The organism is Dolichospermum sp. DET69 (genome assembly GCA_017355425.1).
Lineage (GTDB): Bacteria > Cyanobacteriota > Cyanobacteriia > Cyanobacteriales > Nostocaceae > Dolichospermum.
In genome coordinates this window covers 1467501-1488086 of the sequence record CP070233.1, presented here as the reverse complement: position 1 = coordinate 1488086, position 20586 = coordinate 1467501, and the positions used below count along the sequence as shown (strand labels likewise).

The window sequence follows — 20586 nt, the reverse complement described above, 5'->3', positions numbered from 1 at the left end:
CCAGGATAAAACCCAAATCTGACAGGTTTAACTACGTTGTATAAAAAGGCAGAAGCACTACATGCTACACCGCAAAATTTATCAACTTTGTTGCGACGGGCGGGAGGTATGTGTTTTTTTGCGGGATCAGCAACGCTGGATAGAGCGGGCCCGCATCATTGATATCGAAGGCGATTTAGTGACTTTACGCTATGAAACAGACGAAGAAGATGAGCTTTGCTCTTGGGAGGAAATGGTTCGTCTCGAAAGCATCGGATCTGTTACTCAAAAATTAGCTTCAGTGCAACGCGGTAATATAGATCCGCTTACAACTGAGGACTGTCCAGAAGCAGAGCGTATTCCTAACCCTTATACTGACCTAAATCCAGATTAAACGCTCCTAAATTAAATTCATGTCAAGCGTTCAAAAGCAGGACAGTAACCATCAAGGGTAACTTTGAAATTATATAAGGGGGCAGCGGGGTTCCAACACCGTTGCCCTCTTTGGTGTCGGCAGCTACCACAGCAAGCAACATCACCAGAATTAGGACGAAGGTTATTTGAGTTTAATAGTTCTCGTGGAGATAACCCCCGTAATACCAAATCTTCACCCTGCCAACGCGCTTCTATTAAACCTGTATCAGCGAATTGTCGCCAGCGGAGATCTGCCGTCACAGCATCGGGGAGAGTGATAGTAATAACAGTTCCTAACTCTGTCAATTCCCCCTCATAATTAATTTCTGGGGGCGCAGGTTGTAAAAATGTTTCCCCAATCGGTAATTCTACTAGAGTCCCGGCTGCTGGTGAATGGACATGATAACGGTTTTGTAACTCTTCTAAACAAGTTAGGTCTGCCAGATAACTAGGAGAACCATGCACAAAAATCACGTGCTGGGGTCGTAAATTATGAATTAGTTGAGTTGTTCCCGGTCCATCACTGTGTTGCGCTAAAAGATAACTTTCAACTTTTGTCGGCGCTAAATATTCTTGATTAACTTTAATATCAATTTTTTCCGGTAAAAGAATCAGCCAATTGCCTGTGTTGGCTTGGCAGTATTTACGTAAATCTGCGGAAGACTCCGTGAGAACAATACAAGGAGATGTCCCTAAAGTTGCCAGGTTTTCCGGCTTTAATCTGCGGACACGAGGTTTTACCCGTTCATCCCAAAATAAGGGTTGATGACGAGCAAAATTCTGAACTGAAGCCGGAAGATGGGGTAAAAGTTCTAAATAGGCATCGCAACCATCAGCTACAGTACCATCAACCCAAATGTCTAAATCTCTGCCGGTAAAGTGGTGATGAGAACGTAACAGCATGAGCAATTCCTGACCTAAACCTAAAGCTGGTGTTGGTAAAATTACTGAATGTCTTTCATATATCTCCGTGGCACTAATAGCGCGATGAATCCTTTCTGCGAGTTGATTTTCTTGGTTGCGGCGATGGACATGGCGGGATGTTCCATAACTACCTTCAATTAATAGCACGTCTAAATTTAAACCCCTAAGTTCATCTAGTCGCAACCCTTCTACTAAACGGGAGTTGGATAGGAAAAAATCACCAGTGTAAAGTAACTTATAATCGCGGTTGGGGGTGTGGTAAATGAGGAGAATAACCACAGCACCGGGTAAATGACCTGCGGGAAATAATTCTACTATTAAATTTTCTCTGATTTCTACAGGCGATCGCAATGGTAACGCCTGACAAAATGAAGAAATTCTTGGTATTTCTTCTTCTAGCCAATTTAGCGGTAATAATTTCGTTGTCACCTCACTAGCATATATCGGCAACAAGGGAAACGCTTGATGTAGTGTTAATAAGCCTCTACAGTGATCTGGATGAGCATGACTAATTAAAACCAAATCCGCTGGCATTGGTGATGTACCACTGTCTGCCGATTCAGTTAAATTGTGCGCTATAGGTGAAATATTTGTCAAGCCGAAATCTAACAGGATACGGTGCGGACCCATTCTCACTAGTAGACATACACCCTCATCTTGATGCTGAACACTATAGGGTAAACATTCTAGCTCATTACCGGTTTCGACCGCATCAATTGATATATTATCCATCCTTTGCTCCTCACCTCCATCAAACTATTGGCTGAGAAATTTGGTTTTTAGCAATATTTTTCAGCAAAGTTCTAAAAGTTGCAAACCTTGGTTATAACTCTTATTAATGTGCAGAACCATTACCATGATAGTCTTTAGAATCATAAAAGCCATTTTTCGTACCAAAGAATAAGCACGAAACCGTAAATATAACAGTTAAACCCACTACAATCAGCTTGATATCCATTTATTTTTTATCCTTGAACTAAGATTTTTTGATCTTATCTGAGTGTTTTTGCCTTTGAGCAGAATCAGCATAAAATCTTTACTATGCTTGGGTTCTATGTAAATATAGCACTTTTATGGTATGGTCAGGGGCAACTTGTCAGAATCAAGATGTCCAGGATTAGAGGATGAAGACAGGGATTTTATCACCAACTACCTATAAGCGATTATAGCGGTTATCGCTCTTGATGCAATATAATCGAGGGCGCAGACCCTGCGCCCCTACAGAGTTTGCGATTGGCTGACTGTATCTCACTCAAGTGCATACCGCTATATTAGGTCGCGCTTCACTATTGCCCTATTCAGCATTTAAGCTTTTGAGAATTTGCTGGGCTAACAATTCCTTAATTTCTGTATGTCTGGGTACAGCTTCAATGACCTTTGGCGAATTTATCAAAACAGTTTATAATGAAATAGATTTTGGTGAGAAACTTACGATGAATAACAACGACAAAAAAGTTTACAATTACACCGTCATTCTCGAAAGGGAAGAAGACGGAGGTTATCACGCTTTTTGTCCTCTTCTTAAGGGTTGTCATTCCCAAGGAGATACTTTTGAAGAAGCGATCGCCAATATAACAGAAGCTGTAGAATTATATCTTGAAAGTCTAATGGCTGATCATCAACCTATCCCTAAAGAAGATTATATTGTTAAGCCATTAAGTGTTTTAGTGTCAGTAACCCAGCCCTAAAGGGACTGGGCTTGCAAGAGTAATCAAGCAAGCCGTACTGACCAGACCACCCACAAGCGACTTGCCCTGAGCGATGTCGAAGGGTAGTCGAAGGGTAGCCGTTATTTGAGTCACGACACCCACCGAATGCGTAGCTAGTTCCCTGCTCTGTCATTTGCAATTAAACAGTTTTAAGGTCACTGAAACAGTGTTGCAAGTATAACAAGCTCTTATAACAGGTCAAAGCTAACATTACCCCAGAAATGGGAGGCTCTTTGGAGCAAAACATTATGCGTACAGAGTTGGGAAATTTGAATCGGTAATTGTCCCGTTGAAAGTACATTACAAAAGTACACCGAACTTACCAACTCCAAGGCGGTAATGAAAAAATTTCAAGGCGGTTAAAACCGCTCGTGCCGTTTCCCTCTCACCGGCTAAAGCCGCTGAGTTTCCCACTTACCGGGTATTCTTATAAGTATTTTTCCCAGGATTTTATTTCACAGCAAATCTTGATCAGCGATCACTCTTAATATTAATTAACTTCCTCATCAAAAATTATAAGATATGCACTCTCAGCCACTTTCAAAAATCTCTACAAGATTTGCATGAACGAAAAACGGAGAAATTTCATCAAAATTAACACACTAGGATTATACTCAACATGGCTTAATTATTTGATTTGATTTAAGTGGGTAGAGTCCAGGTCCCAACCGTTTTGAGTATAAATAAGGTGCAACTCTTGATGGATGTAATCTGTCCTTGGGTTAGACAGTCGTTACCAAGAATTGTAAGTTAATAAATTCACGTTCCTTAGAGGGTAATGTCTTCTCCACGCTCAGTAAAGCGGACATCTTTTATTTTCCACTGAGAATTACTAATTAAGGTTTTGCGGACACTACTAAACAATGCAAACTGTTCACAACTAGACAGAGAAGATAATTGTCGTTTTGACTCTGGTGAGACTCTCAAATCAACAATAGCAACACCATTCTTAACATTAACACGATAACCTGACACGCTAAAATCGGCTGTATTTTGTTCTTTGAATATTTTACCTATGGCCTCATTCATAGGTTCTTGGGCGGAAACGTCAGCTTTTTTGGGAATTAGCTCTTGACATTGGGCATCACTTGTGTATACGGTGACGTTTGTAGTTTTACCAGAGATAGCTTTAGTATTGGAATTATTGGTATATGGTTCAACTACAGGGGTTGGAGACTTTTGTAGTTTCTTTGGGGGACTGGTGTTAATTTTGCTATTTGGTGTTGTTTCTGGAGTTGGGTTATTAGCGGTGTTGTTAGTATCGCAACTACTAATAACAGTGGAGAATGCTACCAAAAGTAAGGATAAAAGATATTGTTTGTAATTGTACATATAGCAATTGTGTTTGATTTTTACAAGAAAATTCATCAGGGGAAGGAAAGAAAAAACCTGAATATCAATGATAACTACCTTTGTACCCATCCTATTTTATTTCTTGACTGATTAAATCAATAACTTCTAAAATATTCATACAAACACTTGAATAAACATTAAATTCTTCACTAATATGAACATGATGAGGAAAATTTGGTAAATTAGGAAAATGCTCCACATTATCCCATCTCTTTTTTAACTGAGTTTGAGTAGAATCCATCCATTGATGACGATAGGTTTCCGCAATACATTTATCTCCCTTGATTTTAAAAAATTCCACCACTTCTAAAAAATCACCATTAATTAAATTCAATCTGGCTCGAAAATAACCTTGATCAGATAATGCTCTTTCTTTAACAATAGTAATTTTATCAATTATAGGACTGGTGATTAATTTAGCTTTTATTTCGGTCAAATAATCCTGAATTATCATATTCAATTTAAGATTGAAGTAATGTTAAACGCTTTTGTAAATCCAACCACATTTGATAAAAAGCACTCCATTCAACAAAGTCTACGTCATCTCCTAATTGTCCGGTTTTAAATTGGCGATAGAAATCTTTAGATGATAATTGATACTGTTGCTCAAATTCTTGTAAATCGATCTCTAGTTCTTGAATTTGTACCTGAATATTATTTTTTTCCTGAATAATTATCTTTCTGAGAGATAAAGCCAGGATATCACTATATCCGCCTTGTTGAGAAAGTGCTTCTAAAGTTTTTAATTGATTAATTATTTCTGCTTGGGTTGTCATCATTATTTTTTCATTGTAGTTGGAGTTAATATTTATTATAACAGAGTACATTAAATGAACTAAGTAATGTTTACTTTTGAATAATAATCATAGAGATGTAGGGATCAGGGTTAATCAACCCTATCATCCCTCAGTCCGTAGGGCAGTTTAGGCGCATTTGTAGACAAATTTTACGCATAAATAGCCAGACGAAGCACTGTAAATCACAATTAAATGTTATTAATTATACTATTATATTTTAAGAGAAATTAAAAATTCCTCATTATCTTGTTTACCTAATCACGGTTTAGCAATGCTAAATCCCTACAAAAATTAAAAACTTTGTACTTTTGCGTCCCGACGCGAAATTCATATTTCATATAAAATAAAATCAATCATAAGCTAACATCCTGAAAATCCTTTAATCCTGTAAATCCTGATTCAGACAATTAACAAATAGCTGCATTAACAAAGTGAATAACATCTCCTAAACCAGCTTGAGTTTTCAGATTTGTAAAAACAAAAGGTTTGTCACCGCGCATTTTCTTCGCGTCCCGTTCCATGACATTTAAATCAGCACCCACATAGGGAGCAAGATCGGTTTTATTAATAACCAATAAATCAGATTTAGTAATACCTGGACCACCTTTACGGGGAATTTTATCACCAGCAGCTACATCAATTACATAAATGGTTAAATCTACTAATTCAGGACTAAAGGTAGCAGCTAAATTATCCCCACCACTTTCTAAAAAGACTAAATCTAAATCTGTAAATTTTTCTTCTAATTGTTCAATTGCGGCTAAATTCATGGAAGCATCTTCACGAATAGCAGTATGGGGACAACCTCCCGTTTCTACTCCTAAAATGCGATCGCTTGATAAAGCTTGAGAACGGACTAAAAACTGAGCATCTTCTTGGGTATAGATATCATTTGTCACCACTGCTAACTGATATTTTTCTCGTAATCCCTTACATAAAGCATCTACCAAAGCCGTTTTCCCCGAACCCACGGGACCCGCAACTCCCACTCTTAAAGCAGTCATAATTATTAACTCCTAAACAATCTAGTATACTGGGTTTCGTGCTGCATACTTGCTAAAGACAAACCCCAATTACAACATCCCAAATCATCATCTGCCATTGTGAGAATTTCCCCCACAGTAGAAGTTAATAAAGGTTGTAAACCCAGTAATAACTCTTGTCCCGCAGTTTGTCCGAGAGGAATAAGTTTAATCCCAGCCGTAATTAAATTATTTGCCCAACTGTGTAAGTATGCTAATAAAGCAGCTTGAATATTTATATCCCAATGAGCGCAAGCTATGGCAAAAGCGATCGCATAATTGCCAGGATAACCCACAGCATTAACCATAGGCAAAATTTCCGGTTCTAGCTTACCTAATAATTGCATCAGAGACCGTCCCATTTGCCAACTAGCAGCCCGTAATTCCTCCGTATCTCTGGCGGCTGATAACCATAAATTCCACCGCTTTAAAGCCGACCTATCATCGCTTTTTACAGCATAAAAACCCCTCACCATTACAGCCGCATCTAGACGAATTGAGCCATAAACTAACTCAGATTTTAGCCAATATTGGAGATTCTCAACATTAGTAATAGTACCATTTTCTATTAACATTTCTAACCCTTCCGAATAGCTATAAGCACCAACAGGTAAAGCGGGACTTGCGAATTGTAAAATCGCCAAAAAATGGCTATGGGTGAGAGTGATTTCCATAAGCTCCTAATTCTGGTTGAAAAGGGACAATTTCTTCTTTAATTTCTAACCCCAATTGTGTTAACATAGCAGCTAGAACTACATCTGGAGATAAGCGTAAATAAGTGGGAGTAATTTCCACAGGGACATGACGATTTCCTAAATGATATGCAGCCCTTAATAACAAAGAAATTTCTGCCAATACAGTGATAACAGGTTCAGGTTCAGCAATAATTTTCATATAAATACTTTGGTTTTCATCTGTGAGAATATCGCCATCATGTAATACTGTACCTCTAGCTAAACGCAAAAAAACCTCCTTACCATCTGCTAATATAAATTTATGCCGGCTACGAGTCCGTTCTTGGGCAGTCAGTGAAAGAGTAATGGTCACTATAGCATCATTATTAGGTAGTTGACGTTGGGTAAAAGTCAGCATAATTCCCGAAATTAACTTAGATGATTTTGTAACTTTATTTATAGTAATTCATTCTCGACGATTGGTAAACAAAAAGATACCCGATTTATTATAAAAATCGAGTATCTTAAATTTTTGACTTGCAAATTTTTCTGACTAAGCAGGGACTGTATTTATCATTGATATATTAAATAATTCCTCATAATCATGGGAAAAATAGTCATAGAATTTGCGGAAATTTTCTGGAGAAACAGCAAGCTGGACAACAGCAAAAACAGCCCGCACATGAATAACAGCTATTGTAGGTTCTACCTTTTCTTTCTGACTGATACATTCAATAAATTCTTGTAAATTCAAAGATTGAATAGGTTCTGTTTCACCTCCATGCAAATATTCTCTCAACTCCTGGGGTATTTCTGCTGCTAATTTTTCTCTTTCATCACTAGGAATAATTTGTTTAATAATTTCCAAAGTAGAACGGGTAGCAACTTCTGCCTCTTGACGGGATTCTGATTGCGCTAGACTTTGGACATGGGTGATAAATTCAGTATATTCCATTTTTTTTATCTCCAGTATTTAAATCAATAACGAAATAATTATGAGTGGCAATACATTTCCTTAACTGAACAATATTGTTACTCCCCTCCGATTACCTATCTTCCTCCTTCCTCCTTCTTCCTTCTTCCTTCGCGTTCTTCGCTCCTTCGTGGTTCATTTAATCTATATTCGGTAGTGGGAAGGGAGTAAGATTGAATATTCTAAAACCTGAGCCATACGTCCTAATCACAGAATAATGTAGTGTTTCGTAGTCAATAGCAGGAAAATATTTCCCCGCTATTGACGTTTGCGGTCGGTTTGACCAGTCATTATTTCTAAGTAAAGTTTGCTTCAACCTAGTTATCTAAGCTTGTTAAGGTAAAGACACTTTCCTTTCAGAATGTTTAATCAGTACCGACAGATCATGGAACTAGCGAATCCCAAGGTGTCATGACTTAAATAACGTTTACCCTTTGACTATGCTCAGGGTGGTCTGGTTCACATCTAATCCGTATTTACTACTTTTTAGAATGATCCCTCCTGATTTAGAAAACTTACTTCAGTCTAACCTTTAACCATTAACTTAACTTCGCGCTAAAGAAGTAAATAGAGATATATCTAAAGAGAGATTTCAGGGGATCTATTCTATTATTCTGGATGAGAATAAATAAACACAGAGCAAATTATAGATATTATACTCTGTGTAATATCTAGGGGTAATCTGCACCTTTAACCCTTAACGCTCTTTGCTTCTTAACGAATAAATTTAAGTTAATTTATATTAATATAATTCTATCCATTGGCTGGTTATTAAATACAATTTCTATTGTAATAGTAGGGACAATTCATCAATTATCCCTACAATATTGTCTGTTAGTAACGTATTGCTTGATATCGTCCTAAAGCCATTAAAGGGAAATACTGTTGATAAAGGTGATACTTCAAATAAAAATGACAAGGAAAACCAGTTCCTGTAAAGTAAATTTCATCCCAAGTACCATCTAATTTTTGTGTTTCCAATAGGTAATTAATCCCCTTTTCAATACTATCAAGAGCTAATTTACCCGTAGCTTCACCTGCGGCTATTAACCCAATTAACGCCCATGCAGTTTGAGATGCTGTACTGTCACCTTTTCCCTTCAAACTAGGATCATTGTAACTAAAACAAGTTTCTCCCCAACCACCATCAGTATTTTGTACTTTCACTAACCAAGCTGCACCTTGATTTATATTTCCCGCATATTTGATAGGATTTATTAAAGCTAAAGCCGATAAAACGCCGCTAGTTCCATAGATGTAATTTACACCCCAACGCCCAAACCAACAACCTTCTATTTCTTGTTCCTCTGTGAGATAATCTAGGGCTTTCTCTAAATTATTTGGTTGAATTGATAAGTTACAGGCACCCAACATTTCTAATACTCTAGCTGTGACATCAGCAGTATTAGGATCAATCATAGCTTTCAAATCACCATAGGGGACCCAATTGAGCCAATCTTGATCATTATCAAGATCAAAAGCCGCCCAACCTCCTGGTTTACATTGCATCGAAGCGATCCAATTTAAAGCTCTATCAATAGCTTGTTTTTTCAGGTTTTCATTTGGTAATTTTGCTTGATATAAAGCCATAACAACTACAGCCGAATCATCCACATCAGGATAAAAGCGATTTTCAAATTCAAATGCCCAAGCACCGGGTTTTCCTTGCTTGTTTTTGACATTCCAATCACCATAATCGAGAATTTGTTTCTCTATTAACCATTCTCCAGCTTTCACCACAGCCGGATCATTTGCTGCAAAACCTGAATCAATCAAAGCCCGAATCGCCCAAGCAGTATCCCATACAGGAGAAACACAAGGTTGCACACAGTAACTATTTTCTGTTTCGATGGCAAAATTATCAACTGCTTTTAAACCCCGCTCTATAATTGGGTCATTAACATCATAATCTAAACATTTTAAAGCTAACAGAGAATTTAACATAGCGGGAATAATTCCCCCCCAATCACCTGTAACTTCTTGACGTTCTAAAATCCACTTTTCTGCCGCTTGAAGACCTTCATTTCTGAAAGGAACAAAATTCAGACTTTCTGCTAATTTAAAACCATTATCCAGAATGTTAAATATATCCGACCAATCACCATTTTTTGGTAATTCCCAACGAACATTATCCACACCCTCTGCATATAATTCATCTAAATTAATTGGCTGATCAATTTTAAAAATAGGTTTACGATCAAAAACAATTAATAATGGCACAGTGCTAGAACGCGCCCAACTCGAAAGTTCATAAATATTGAAAGGAAAATTATCGGGAAGCAACATTACCCAAGATGGTAAAGAAGGCAGTCCGCGCCAATTATAACAGCCAATTAAAGCCAGATGTAACTTTGTAAAAATGCGAGTTTTGCTAATACCACCTTTTGCTAAAATTAGCGATTTCGCTTTTACCATTACCGGATCTGTAGCAGGTACACCTAACAACCTCAAAGCCATATAGGCTTCTACAGTGGTATTTAAATCCCCACCATCACCATAAAACAATTCCCAACCTCCATGTTCTCGTTGTTGAGAACGGAGATAATTTTCAACCTTATGTAAAGGTCTGGTTTTGTCAGTTCCCCAAATCTTATGTAGTAGAACAGCTTCAGAAGTGATGGTAACATTAGATTCTAACTCTGCCCACCAATAACCATCAGGGTTTTGAATGGAAAGCAGATGTTGTTGACTAGCTGTAATCGCATCTACAACTTGCTTGACTTTTGCCCGATCTTGTGTTTGCATCAAATACCTACCTCAGCACCAAATAATATTAAATAACATAACCGCAAATGAGAGAACATTATTCCCCAAAATTGAGTAAACATTGTATTCTGTCCAAGGAGCATGAGAATTAAATTTGTTTTTTACATCTTGAATGGGGATAAAACAACAGTTATGGCAGCAATTTTATTGAGTTCTACACTTCTATCCTTAGTCATTTGGTTATTTTTACTCTTATTTTGGGGGCAATTTTGGCGAGTTGATCAGCAATTAGAAGTAAATAAAGATATTGATATCACCACTTTGCCAACTGTGTGCGTAATAGTTCCAGCCCGAAACGAAGCCGATGTAATTCCCATTAGCTTGCGATCGCTCCTCCTCCAAGACTATCCTGGTAATTTCACCATCTTCTTGGTAGATGACGGGAGTAGCGATGGTACAGCCAATTTTGCCCAAGGAGTAGCCTACGCCCTCGACAAAACGCAACAATTGCAGATTGTATCTAGCACCTCATTACCTACAGGTTGGACAGGAAAATTGTGGGCAATGGAACAAGGTGTACAAACAGCCAGTAAATTGAAACCAGACTATTTTTTACTGACTGACGCAGATATAGAACATGATCCCAGCAACTTACGCCGCTTAGTTGCCAAAGCCGAAACACAGAAATTAGACCTCGTATCCATCATGGTACGCTTGCGTTGTCAAAGCTTTTGGGAACAACTATTAATTCCTGCTTTTGTCTTTTTCTTCCAAAAACTTTACCCCTTTACCTGGGTAAATAACCCCAAAAAAGCGATCGCCGCTGCTGCTGGAGGTTGTATCTTAATTCACAGAGAAGCCCTGAATAGAATTGGAGGACTACAAATTATTCGTCAGGCTTTAATTGATGACTGTTCCCTAGCCAAAGCCGTCAAATCCAATCATGGAAAAATCTGGTTAGGACTCAGCACCTCCACAATTAGCTTACGTCCTTATGATTCCCTGAAAACAATTTGGGATATGGTAGCCCGCAGCGCCTATACCCAACTAAATTATTCCCCTTTATTACTAGTAGGGAGTTTGTTGGGAATGACATTAGTTTATTTATTACCACCAATAGGAATTATTTTGGGTGCGGTGTTGGGGAATTGGATGATCACCCTGTCCGCTTTCATCGCATATCTACTCATGACTTTCGCTTATTTCCCAATGATTCGCTTTTATAAATGTTCTCCAAGTTTTGCTTTTAGTTTACCAATCATTGCTTTTTTATATACTCTCATGACAGTAGATTCAGCATTACAACATTGGCAAGGGCGTGGGGGTACATGGAAAGGTAGAGTATTTCAAAACAAGTAGCAGACATTTTTTCCCAAAATGCCCATTCTCACCCGTTAAGCAGGATTACTGGTAAAGACAGTAGATCAAAAGTAGTCAAAATATTTAAAATAAGTCCGGATTGGACATTGCTAATGGGGGATAAATTGACACTCTCACTGGCTTTAGCCACTAAGATTCTTGGTTCAACGAGTCCACTTAACTTAGAACCCTTGCGGTATCTAAGCCAGAGGTGGTTCTCTCCCCAAGCGTTAACTTTCCCTCTGCCCGAAGGTAGTTGCATTACTGCAAATTTTGATTGAGTTTAAATTCTGTGTCGTCTAGTTCCCATGAAGATTTTACCTATTCGGAGGGCAGTCACTAGAACTATGGAATAGAACCCCACATCTTCAGTTGTCAAGGTACAGATTGCCGTTAGGCAGTTAGGTTTTTATACAGGTTGATTACCATTCCTGTTGTAAACAGTATAGCACCATTGAGAGCGAAGATGACAAAACTTCGCGCACCTTAACCAATGTTCATAAAAAGAAAGACTCTATGCGCTTTATTACAAAAGAAGGGAACTCTTAACTGGGAACAGGGAACAGATAAGAAACACTCATTTGCACCAGTTTAAAGCTCAGTCAAAAGGTACTCTAGCTACTCAAGCTTGGAGACGAACACGCATATTTACCCCAAAGGTGTGAAATTCTATCCATAACATCATCAACACCAACTCTAGCTACTCAACTACAGCCTAGAGCTACTTTTTAACGCAGATTTATAGCAAATATTTGTGTAACTAACGAGAAATGACCTATTACACCCGCTTTGCTGTAATCGAAATTTATCAACCAAAAAACTAACAATACTAGATCATGGAACCAAATATTAACTCCACTATACCCGAAGATAACATCAATCAATTAGCACTTGTAGATCCTTTAGTTGGTACTAATACTGATATAAATGCTGCAAATGGTGATACTAAAAATGATGGCTTTGTCATCGCAGGTGTAAATGATGATAATTTAGGCTATTCAGTTAGCAATGCTGGTGATATTAACGGTGATGGAATTGGGGATATAGTCATCGGCTCACCTTTGAGTGATCCTAATGATCGAAGTAACTCCGGGAAAACTTATATAGTCTTTGGCAAAAATAACTTTCAACAAACTATAGATCCTGCCACTTTCGGTGTTACTCCAGACTTTGTGATTAATGGGGTTGAACAAGGTGATAAATCAGGCCGTTCCGTTAGCAATATTGGGGATATTAACGGTGATAGTATTGATGACCTAGCTATTGGCGCACCCTTTTCTGACATCAATGGGGATAATTCTGGGGCTGTTTATGTCATTTTTGGCAGTAAAGAGGCCAACTATTTTAATAATCCCATCGAACTCTCTAACCTTGACATTACTAAGGGTTTTACCATCCAAGGTGGTCAGTCTGATGATTATGCAGGTTTAGCTGTTAGCAGTGCTGGCGATTTTAATGGTGATGGCATTAAAGACCTATTAATTGGTGCAACTAATCCCAGTGACAACGGTTCAGGTAGCAATGGAGCAGCCTATATCATCTTTGGGAAAAAAGATGGTTTTAGTTCAGACTTAAACCTCGCCAATTTAGATAGCAATAATGGCTTAAAAATCATTAGCGATGATCCAAATAGCTTTGCCTATTCTGTTAGCGATGCTGGAGATATCAACGATGATGGTATTGATGATATCATTCTTGGTGCGCCCTATGCTCAGACCAATGGTAATAACTCTGGAAGCAGTTTTGTTATTTATGGACGGAAGACTAACTCCGAAAACTCCGCTACTTCCAATATTATCAACGTCTCTAATCTGATTAGCAGTGATGGCTTTACCATCAATGGACAAGGTGTTGATAAATCCGGCTTCTCTGTTAGCAATGCGGGAGATATCAACCATGATGGTATTGATGACATCATTATTGGGGCAAAAGATGGAAACCCTAATAATAAAGAATTTGCTGGCAGCAGCTATGTAGTATTTGGTAAACAGGGCGGTTTAGATTCGACCTTAACCCTCTCTGAGCTAAATGGCACAAATGGCTTTACCATCAATGGTATTGCTCCCTTTGACAACACCGGCGCGTCTGTCAGTGCTTTAGGAGATTTTAACAGTGATGGTGTTGATGACATTATTATTGGGGCAATAAATGCTACTAATAGTTCTGGACAAGGCTATGTCATTTATGGCAGCAAAACAGGCTTTGATCCTACCTTTGAACTCTCAAGTTTCGACACACCTAACTACGACGGTAAAAAGGGCTTTATAATTAACGGCGTTGAAAATAGTAACTTAGGTTACTCAGTCAGTGGTGCTAGAGATGTCAATGGTGACGGTGTTAACGATTTGATTATTAGCGCACCCTTTGCTAATTCCGGAGCAGGTGAAGCATTAGTGGTGTTTGGAACTGGAACTGGGTCTGGAACTGGAACTGGAACTGGAACTGGAACTGGAACTGAAACTGGGACTGGGACTGGAACTGGGTCTGGAACTGGGACTGGAACTGGAACTGAAACTGGGACTGAAACTGGAACTGGGACTGGGACTGGAACTGGGACTGGGACTGGAACTGGAACTGGAACTGGAACTGGACTGACTGGAACTGGAACTGGAACTGGAACTGGAACTGAAACTGGAACTGAAACTGGAACTGGAACTGGAACTGGAACTGGAACTGGAACTGGTAACTCTTTGAGTTCATCTGAGCAAAATCCAATACAAAGGGAATCGCTAGATTTACGGGGTATTACTGGTCCAGTAAACGTTGAATTTGTAGTTAACAGAGAAGCAAGTTACAACAATTTTGTTGGCTTCTACCGCGTGACTGGTGATAATGGCGGTATTGATACCAATGGTGATGGTACGGCTGATATCCTCCCAGGACAGGATGGTTATACTCAAGCAGCTATTAATGGCCGTGTTTCTGACATTGCTTTAAGTGTGAACAACGGTGGAACAGCAAATTTCAATAATACTCTTGCAGGTGGTGCTATGTATGTACCATTTATTGTAGTGAATAATACAATAAATACCAGTAACCCAGAAGCTTACTTCACCTTCTTGGGTGCTAACTCAGATGGTGTTGATCATGTGCGGGTTTTAGGTAATAATACCTTTGCTTTCGATGATCAACGTGGTGGTGGTGACAGAGATTTTAATGATATAGTTGCTCAAGTCAAATTGACTTTTGCTTAAAAGACATTTCTCAGCCTCAGATCCCCTCAGATCCCCGACTTCTCCAAGAAGTCGGGGGTAGGAACAGGATCTTGTACACACAAGTGATTGAATCGCCCCCTAACCCCCAAAATTCAAGACTTGGGGGACAAGAGGACAAGACAGACAAGGTGACAAGGCAGACAAGGTGACAAGGGAGGAAAACCGGACAAGAAATGGATGATTGGTCATAAAACAAACCATAAATTGAGGATTTCGTGGATAAAATCCTCCTTGTCTACTGTCCCTCCTTGTCTTCCTAGTCTTGCTTTTACGGGGGACAAGGCAGATAAGGTGACAAGGGAGGAAAACCGGACAAACGAATGGATGATTGGTAACAAAACAACCCATAAACCGAGTATTCTGTGGATAAAATCCTCCTTGTCTACTATCCTTCCTTGTCATCAGTTGGTCTTGCCCCAAAATTGGGGGATTTAGGGGGCGAAATAGGCCGAAACGAAGAAAGGGGGGGGAACTAGTAGTCTGTCAAATAAATTTTGACGGATAAGAAACGAACCACGAAGGCACGAAGGACACGAAGGAAGAAGGAAGAATCAAAATGGCAACAAATGAACCCGTCAATTAGTTCTTGACAGACTACTAGAGTCGGTTTTAACCGACTTTAGCTATCAGACAGGGAATTTATTCCCTGGATTCTGGATTCTGGATTCTTTGAACCCACATTCCGCACCCTTAAATATCACACCCCAAGAAAACCGATACATTTAGGAACGCAAATTTAATAACCTGCAATTCTGAGTTAACGTGGAATGGTGCGTTACGCTATCGCTAACACACCCTACTTTTGCACTTTATTTACACCGATTTCCAATTATACAAGGTACATCTTAGCCCCCTCATCGCTTGCACCGGAGGGGGTGGGGGGTGGGGTTCTTGTTCCAGGTTTGATGACAATTTGCTGTAATTCACATTCCTTAGTACATTAGAACAGTACAAAATTTAGCCTCTGAGGTTTGCCACTTTTTCAGCAAGCCCTAAATAATAACTCTGTGACTGCTGTTAAAGCTTTGAGTCCTTTTAATGAACCAGTAATTAGTCTTATTCCTGCTAGGGGTTGACAGATTAATTCCCAAGCCAAGGGTAAAGGTTGCAATGAACCATCTGCACTAATGGCTGATGTGATATTTGGGATATCATGATGAGCATCATCGCTGACTACTCGCAGTATAGCTACTTGTACCTTTGGCAACTCTTGGAAAAATTCTAGAAACGCGTATCCTTCCATATCCACAACCTCAGCACCAGATTGTTGATGTAAGTGGTGTTTTTCTTTGGCTGTACTTATGATGCGTTGGCTACGCCCGCCGCAGGCATCGCTCGTTAATCCTTTGACTAAAGATACATGATCCCCAAGTTGATTATGTATATCTGCGGTAAATGAATTATGACATTCTTGCAGATTTCCTTGATAAAGACAATTTTGATATAAAACAATATCTCCAACCTGATAATTTTTGCTCAAACTACCACATAAACCCATCATCAGAATGCGATGCTCTTGGTCATGGGTTAATTGTTGTAAATATTGCCGCACAGGTTCGATTCCCATTGGAATCGCTAATACTTGGGGTGAAGAACTGGTAACGCGACCTAATCCGCGACAGACGGCTTGATATTCTGCTCCCTGGGGGACTAAGATCAAAGTTGACATAAGAATAGGAAATCAGATAACTATATATAGATTATGGTGTTGCTGAGAACACCTTAGCTAAATTAACTATAGCCATTTTCCTCTGAGAAGTTCTATACTAACCTGTCAGTTGTCAGTTATAAAAAAACCGATGACTAATGACCAATGACTAAGATAATTTTATCAGATGGTACAAACCAATAAATCAGAATCTGCACGCGAAAGCTTCAATATTTCCAAATTAGCAATTAAGTTTTCTTGGTTGACGGTGTGTTTTTGGATAGGGATAGCGGTAGCTGGTGTCCTCGCTTTCAGTTCCCTCAAATATGCTTTATTTCCAGATATCACCTTTCCCGTAGTGGTGGTAAATGTTCAAGCACCCTTAACCAATGCCTTAGATACGGAAGAAAAATTGACTAAACCACTGGAGGAAAGTCTAAAATCACTAGCAGGACTTGAGGATATTCGTTCATCAACTTATCCTGGTCAAACGGCTGTTAGTCTATCTTTCGTTGTCGGTACTAATTTAGAAACTGCGACAAGCAAAATTTCGCAAATAGTCAATCAGTTAAATCTACCCAAGGATGCAAATAAAAAAATCATCCCTTTGAATCTGAACGAATCAGCCGCTGTCAGCTATGCGATTGAAAGTGCCTCGGGGAAGATTGATAATTTACAGCAACTAGCAAAAGATAAAATTATTCCAGCGATCGCTAAAATACCAGGAGTGCTAAAAGTCTCCCTATTAGGAGATGGTAACAATACACCACCCCAAACAAGGAGTCAGCAACGTAGGGGCGCAGGGCCTGCGCCCATGAGTCAGAAAGCAGAAAAAAAAGAAAATGCTTTATTACCCCCAGTGGGGACATTAATCAGGTTTAATGGTAAAGACGCTTTAGCCTTTCAGGTAATTAAAAAAGGTGATGCTAATACCTTAGAAGTAGTTAGTCGGGTAGAGAAAGAAGTCCAACAGCTAAGGTCTAGCTTAAAAGATGTTACCCTCACCTTAGCTGCTACCCAAGCAGAATATATCCGCAATGCCACCCATTCCACCATAGATGCACTGATAGAAGCAATTGTCCTATCGGTAGTTGTTATCTTTCCCTTTTTATGGAATTGGCAAGCTACCCTGATTTCAGCTTTAGCTATTCCCATATCTTTGTTAGGGACATTTATCGTTATGGCGATATATGGATTTAATTTAGAAACTATCACCCTATTAGCTTTAGCCTTGGTAATTGGCTCAATAGTTGATGATGCTATAGTAGATGTTGAAAACATCATGCGGCATATTGAAGAAGGGAAAACCCCCCGCGAAGCCGCCCTGATAGCCACTAATGAAATTGGTTTAACTGTCACCGCAGCCACTTTGACAGCGGTAGCAGTATTTTTACCCATCGGTTTAATGGGTGGAGTCATTGGTCAGTTTTTCAAACCCTTTGGGATTACTGTTTCCGCTGCTATGCTGACATCTTTGTTAGTAGCACGGACGTTATCACCAGTCTTAGCTATTTACTGGCTCAAAGCTAAACCATCCAATTCTCCCCAGAAACAAAGTAAAATTTGGCTAGAATTTGATCAAGCTTACCGGAACTTGTTAGCCTGGTCATTGAAGCACCGCTTGATAGTTGTTGGTTTGGCTGTAGGTAGTTTCATTGCTGGTATCGCCCTGATTCCCCTGATTCCCAAAGGGTTTATTCCCAAACTCGACCGAGGAGAATTTAATATTGTTTATACTGCTCCTTTACCTAGTTTTCCTGCGGATCTTGCACAAGGGGTGCCAGGAGGACAAGGACAACCAGGAGGACAACCAGGAGAACCGGGACAAAAAGATAAATTAGGAAATTCGTCTTTGTCTGCTGCGGCTTTAGCTGCTTTATCATCTTCTATTCCCATGACTAATCCTTTAAATGATTCTTTGGATGTTGCGAAGAAACTGGAAAAAGTAGTGAGGAATTCCCCCGCAGTGGCAACGGTGTTTACTACTGTGGGTTCTCGTGAAGGTGAGCCAAACAAGGGTACGCTGTACGTTAAGCTCAAAGCGGAGCGAGAAGTGCAAACGGCAGAAGTACAAGACCAACTCCGCGCTGCTTTGCCAAAATTGGTAGGTGTAACTACAAGTGTAGAAGATATTCAGTTTGTAGATACAGGTGGGCAAAAACCTCTGCAAATAGCTTTACAGGGTAATGATATCAAGGCTTTGACTACAGCCGCTAAAGCGGTTAAAAACCGAATTGAAAAAATATCTGGTTTTGCTGATGTGACTATTACAGGTGCATCTTACCAACAAAACGCGATTTTACAAATTGAACGTTTGAATAATCAGCGAGTAGTTTATATCGGTGCTAATCTGGGTCAAAATTTAACTTTAGGTGATGCAACTGATCAGGTGGTAGCTGAGGCTAAAGCTATTATACCTGCGGGTGTTTCTTTGAATTTAGGGGGAGACTCTGCCCGTCAGAATGAAGTTTTTGGTAGTTTCGGCACAACTTTGGGATTATCGGCACTTTGTATTATTGTGGTGCTGGTTTGGTTGTTTAAAAGTTGGGTAGACCCCATAGTTATTGGTCTTTCTTTACCTTTAGCTGTGGTTGGGGCGCTGCTGACACTGCTATTTACAAAAAGTGATTTTGGGATGATTTCTCTGATTGGTTTTGTGTTTTTGCTGGGGATTACTAACAAAAATGCCATCTTAATCGTAGATTACATTAACCAGTTACGGGATTCTGGACTAGAACGAACTGAGGCAATTCTCAAAGCAGGACCTGTACGTTTGCGGCCAATTATGATGACTACGGCGGCGACAATTTTGGGAATGGTTCCCATTGCTTTGGGCTTAGGTGCGGGTTCGGAATTGCGATCGCCTATGGCCGTATCTATAGCTGGTGGTTTAGTAAGTTCAACTATTCTCAGTTTATTTGTTGTTCCAGTATTTTACGCAATTTTAGATGATTGGTTTCCTAGAAAGAAGGTGACAAGTAAAAACTGATTTTCTTAGATTTCCGATTTCTTAGCAGTAATTTTCATCGAAGAAGGGAACAGGGAATAGGGAACAGTTTTTCCTATTTCCTATTCCCGAAATGGGAGTAAGAGACCCCGACTTCTATAAGTAGAGTGTTTCAGGTAGGGTCTAAATCCCTCCTTTTTGTTACTCACTGTTCCCTTTTTAATCATCCCTCATGAATCAATTGCAGCAAAGCATCCGTTGATATTTTACCACTCATATCAGTACCCTCTAGCAGACTATCCGCCAAATCTCGCTTGTGGTGATGCAGCTCCACAATCTTATCCTCAATAGTATCCTTAGCTACCAAGCGATAAATAGTCACCGGGCGTTGTTGTCCAATCCGGTGGGCGCGGTCAGAGGCTTGGTCTTCCACTGCGGGATTCCACCAAGGGTCAGTATGGATAACGTAATCAGCAGCCGTCAGATTCAGTCCTGTACCCCCAGCTTTAAGACTAATGAGAAAAACATCCCCATCCCCAGCTTGAAAGGCATCTACGCTTTTTTTCCGTTGTGCCATTGGGGTACTGCCATCCAGGTATTAATATTTAATACTTTGCTTATCCAGATAATCACGGATGATATGTAAATGATCAACAAACTGACTAAACACCAAAGCCTTATGGCGATTTTCTAGAAGTTCACCCAGTACCTCACCAAAAAGTTGTAACTTGGAACTAGATAACTCAGTGTCAGGCATCACTAAACTAGGATTACAGCAAGCACGACGCAGTTTCATAATCTCTGCTAAAACTTGCAGATGTTTGTTTCCTGCTTCGGCATTACTTTCACTAAGTTTCGATATAGCT

General features: G+C 39.4%; 15 protein-coding genes and 1 pseudogene (1 of these 16 cut by a window edge). 5 read left to right on the top strand and 11 right to left on the bottom strand.

Going from position 1 to position 20586, the window contains the following annotated elements:
* The first annotated feature begins 61 nt into the window (after positions 1 to 61).
* Positions 62 to 373 carry a hypothetical protein gene (locus EZY12_07140; GenBank protein QSX69391.1) on the top strand — a complete coding sequence of 104 codons (312 nt, stop codon included), beginning with the start codon at positions 62 to 64 and terminating at the stop codon, positions 371 to 373.
* Positions 374 to 390: 17 nt separating this feature from the next.
* Here EZY12_07140 and EZY12_07135 read toward each other — a convergent pair whose 3' ends face one another.
* Complete coding sequence (locus tag EZY12_07135) at positions 391 to 2049, bottom strand: MBL fold metallo-hydrolase (GenBank protein ID QSX69390.1); 1659 nt, start codon at positions 2047 to 2049, stop codon at positions 391 to 393.
* A gap of 701 nt (positions 2050 to 2750) precedes the next feature.
* Here EZY12_07135 and EZY12_07130 point away from each other — a divergent pair.
* Positions 2751 to 3005 carry a type II toxin-antitoxin system HicB family antitoxin gene (locus EZY12_07130; protein ID QSX70555.1) on the top strand — a complete coding sequence of 85 codons (255 nt, stop codon included), beginning with the start codon at positions 2751 to 2753 and terminating at the stop codon, positions 3003 to 3005.
* A 789-nt stretch (positions 3006 to 3794) separates the two neighbouring features.
* Here the strand turns inward: EZY12_07130 and EZY12_07125 are convergent.
* The 8 genes from EZY12_07125 to shc all read right to left on the bottom strand — a co-directional run bounded on the left by EZY12_07125 (position 3795) and on the right by shc (position 10590).
* Positions 3795 to 4358 (bottom strand): sporulation/spore germination protein, encoded by a 564-nt coding sequence (locus tag EZY12_07125; GenBank protein ID QSX69389.1) that lies wholly within the window; start codon positions 4356 to 4358, stop codon positions 3795 to 3797.
* Positions 4359 to 4449: 91 nt separating this feature from the next.
* Positions 4450 to 4833, bottom strand: a complete 384-nt coding sequence (locus EZY12_07120) for a hypothetical protein (protein QSX69388.1) — start codon at positions 4831 to 4833, stop codon at positions 4450 to 4452.
* 7 nt (positions 4834 to 4840) lie between these two features.
* The gene (locus EZY12_07115; protein ID QSX70554.1) at positions 4841 to 5155 is read right to left on the bottom strand and encodes a hypothetical protein; all 315 of its coding nucleotides are present in this window, start codon (positions 5153 to 5155) and stop codon (positions 4841 to 4843) included.
* A gap of 428 nt (positions 5156 to 5583) precedes the next feature.
* The gene (gene ureG / locus EZY12_07110; protein ID QSX69387.1) at positions 5584 to 6180 is read right to left on the bottom strand and encodes an urease accessory protein UreG; all 597 of its coding nucleotides are present in this window, start codon (positions 6178 to 6180) and stop codon (positions 5584 to 5586) included.
* A 5-nt stretch (positions 6181 to 6185) separates the two neighbouring features.
* Complete coding sequence (locus tag EZY12_07105) at positions 6186 to 6872, bottom strand: urease accessory protein UreF (GenBank protein ID QSX69386.1); 687 nt, start codon at positions 6870 to 6872, stop codon at positions 6186 to 6188.
* Entirely contained in the window at positions 6850 to 7290 is a 441-nt protein-coding gene (gene ureE, locus EZY12_07100) for an urease accessory protein UreE (GenBank protein QSX69385.1), read from the bottom strand. Before ureE ends, EZY12_07105 begins: the two co-directional genes overlap by 23 nt.
* 135 nt (positions 7291 to 7425) lie before the next feature.
* Entirely contained in the window at positions 7426 to 7827 is a 402-nt protein-coding gene (locus EZY12_07095) for a DUF2267 domain-containing protein (GenBank protein QSX69384.1), read from the bottom strand.
* A gap of 852 nt (positions 7828 to 8679) precedes the next feature.
* Positions 8680 to 10590, bottom strand: a complete 1911-nt coding sequence (gene shc / locus EZY12_07090; protein ID QSX69383.1) for a squalene--hopene cyclase — start codon at positions 10588 to 10590, stop codon at positions 8680 to 8682.
* A gap of 153 nt (positions 10591 to 10743) precedes the next feature.
* Here shc and EZY12_07085 point away from each other — a divergent pair, with 153 nt between their 5' ends.
* Together EZY12_07085 and EZY12_07080 are read left to right on the top strand one after the other, a co-directional pair.
* Positions 10744 to 11910, top strand: a complete 1167-nt coding sequence (locus tag EZY12_07085) for a glycosyltransferase (protein QSX69382.1) — start codon at positions 10744 to 10746, stop codon at positions 11908 to 11910.
* A gap of 836 nt (positions 11911 to 12746) precedes the next feature.
* The gene (locus tag EZY12_07080; GenBank protein QSX69381.1) at positions 12747 to 15104 is read left to right on the top strand and encodes an FG-GAP repeat protein; all 2358 of its coding nucleotides are present in this window, start codon (positions 12747 to 12749) and stop codon (positions 15102 to 15104) included.
* A 1003-nt stretch (positions 15105 to 16107) separates the two neighbouring features.
* Here the strand turns inward: EZY12_07080 and EZY12_07075 are convergent.
* Entirely contained in the window at positions 16108 to 16794 is a 687-nt protein-coding gene (locus tag EZY12_07075) for a phosphorylase (GenBank protein ID QSX69380.1), read from the bottom strand.
* Between the two features lie 166 nt (positions 16795 to 16960).
* Here EZY12_07075 and EZY12_07070 point away from each other — a divergent pair, with 166 nt between their 5' ends.
* Positions 16961 to 19762, top strand: a complete 2802-nt coding sequence (locus EZY12_07070) for an efflux RND transporter permease subunit (protein ID QSX69379.1) — start codon at positions 16961 to 16963, stop codon at positions 19760 to 19762.
* 181 nt (positions 19763 to 19943) lie between these two features.
* Here the strand turns inward: EZY12_07070 and EZY12_07065 are convergent.
* Positions 19944 to 20586: pseudogene (locus EZY12_07065) on the bottom strand (DEAD/DEAH box helicase); it runs 296 nt beyond the window's last position.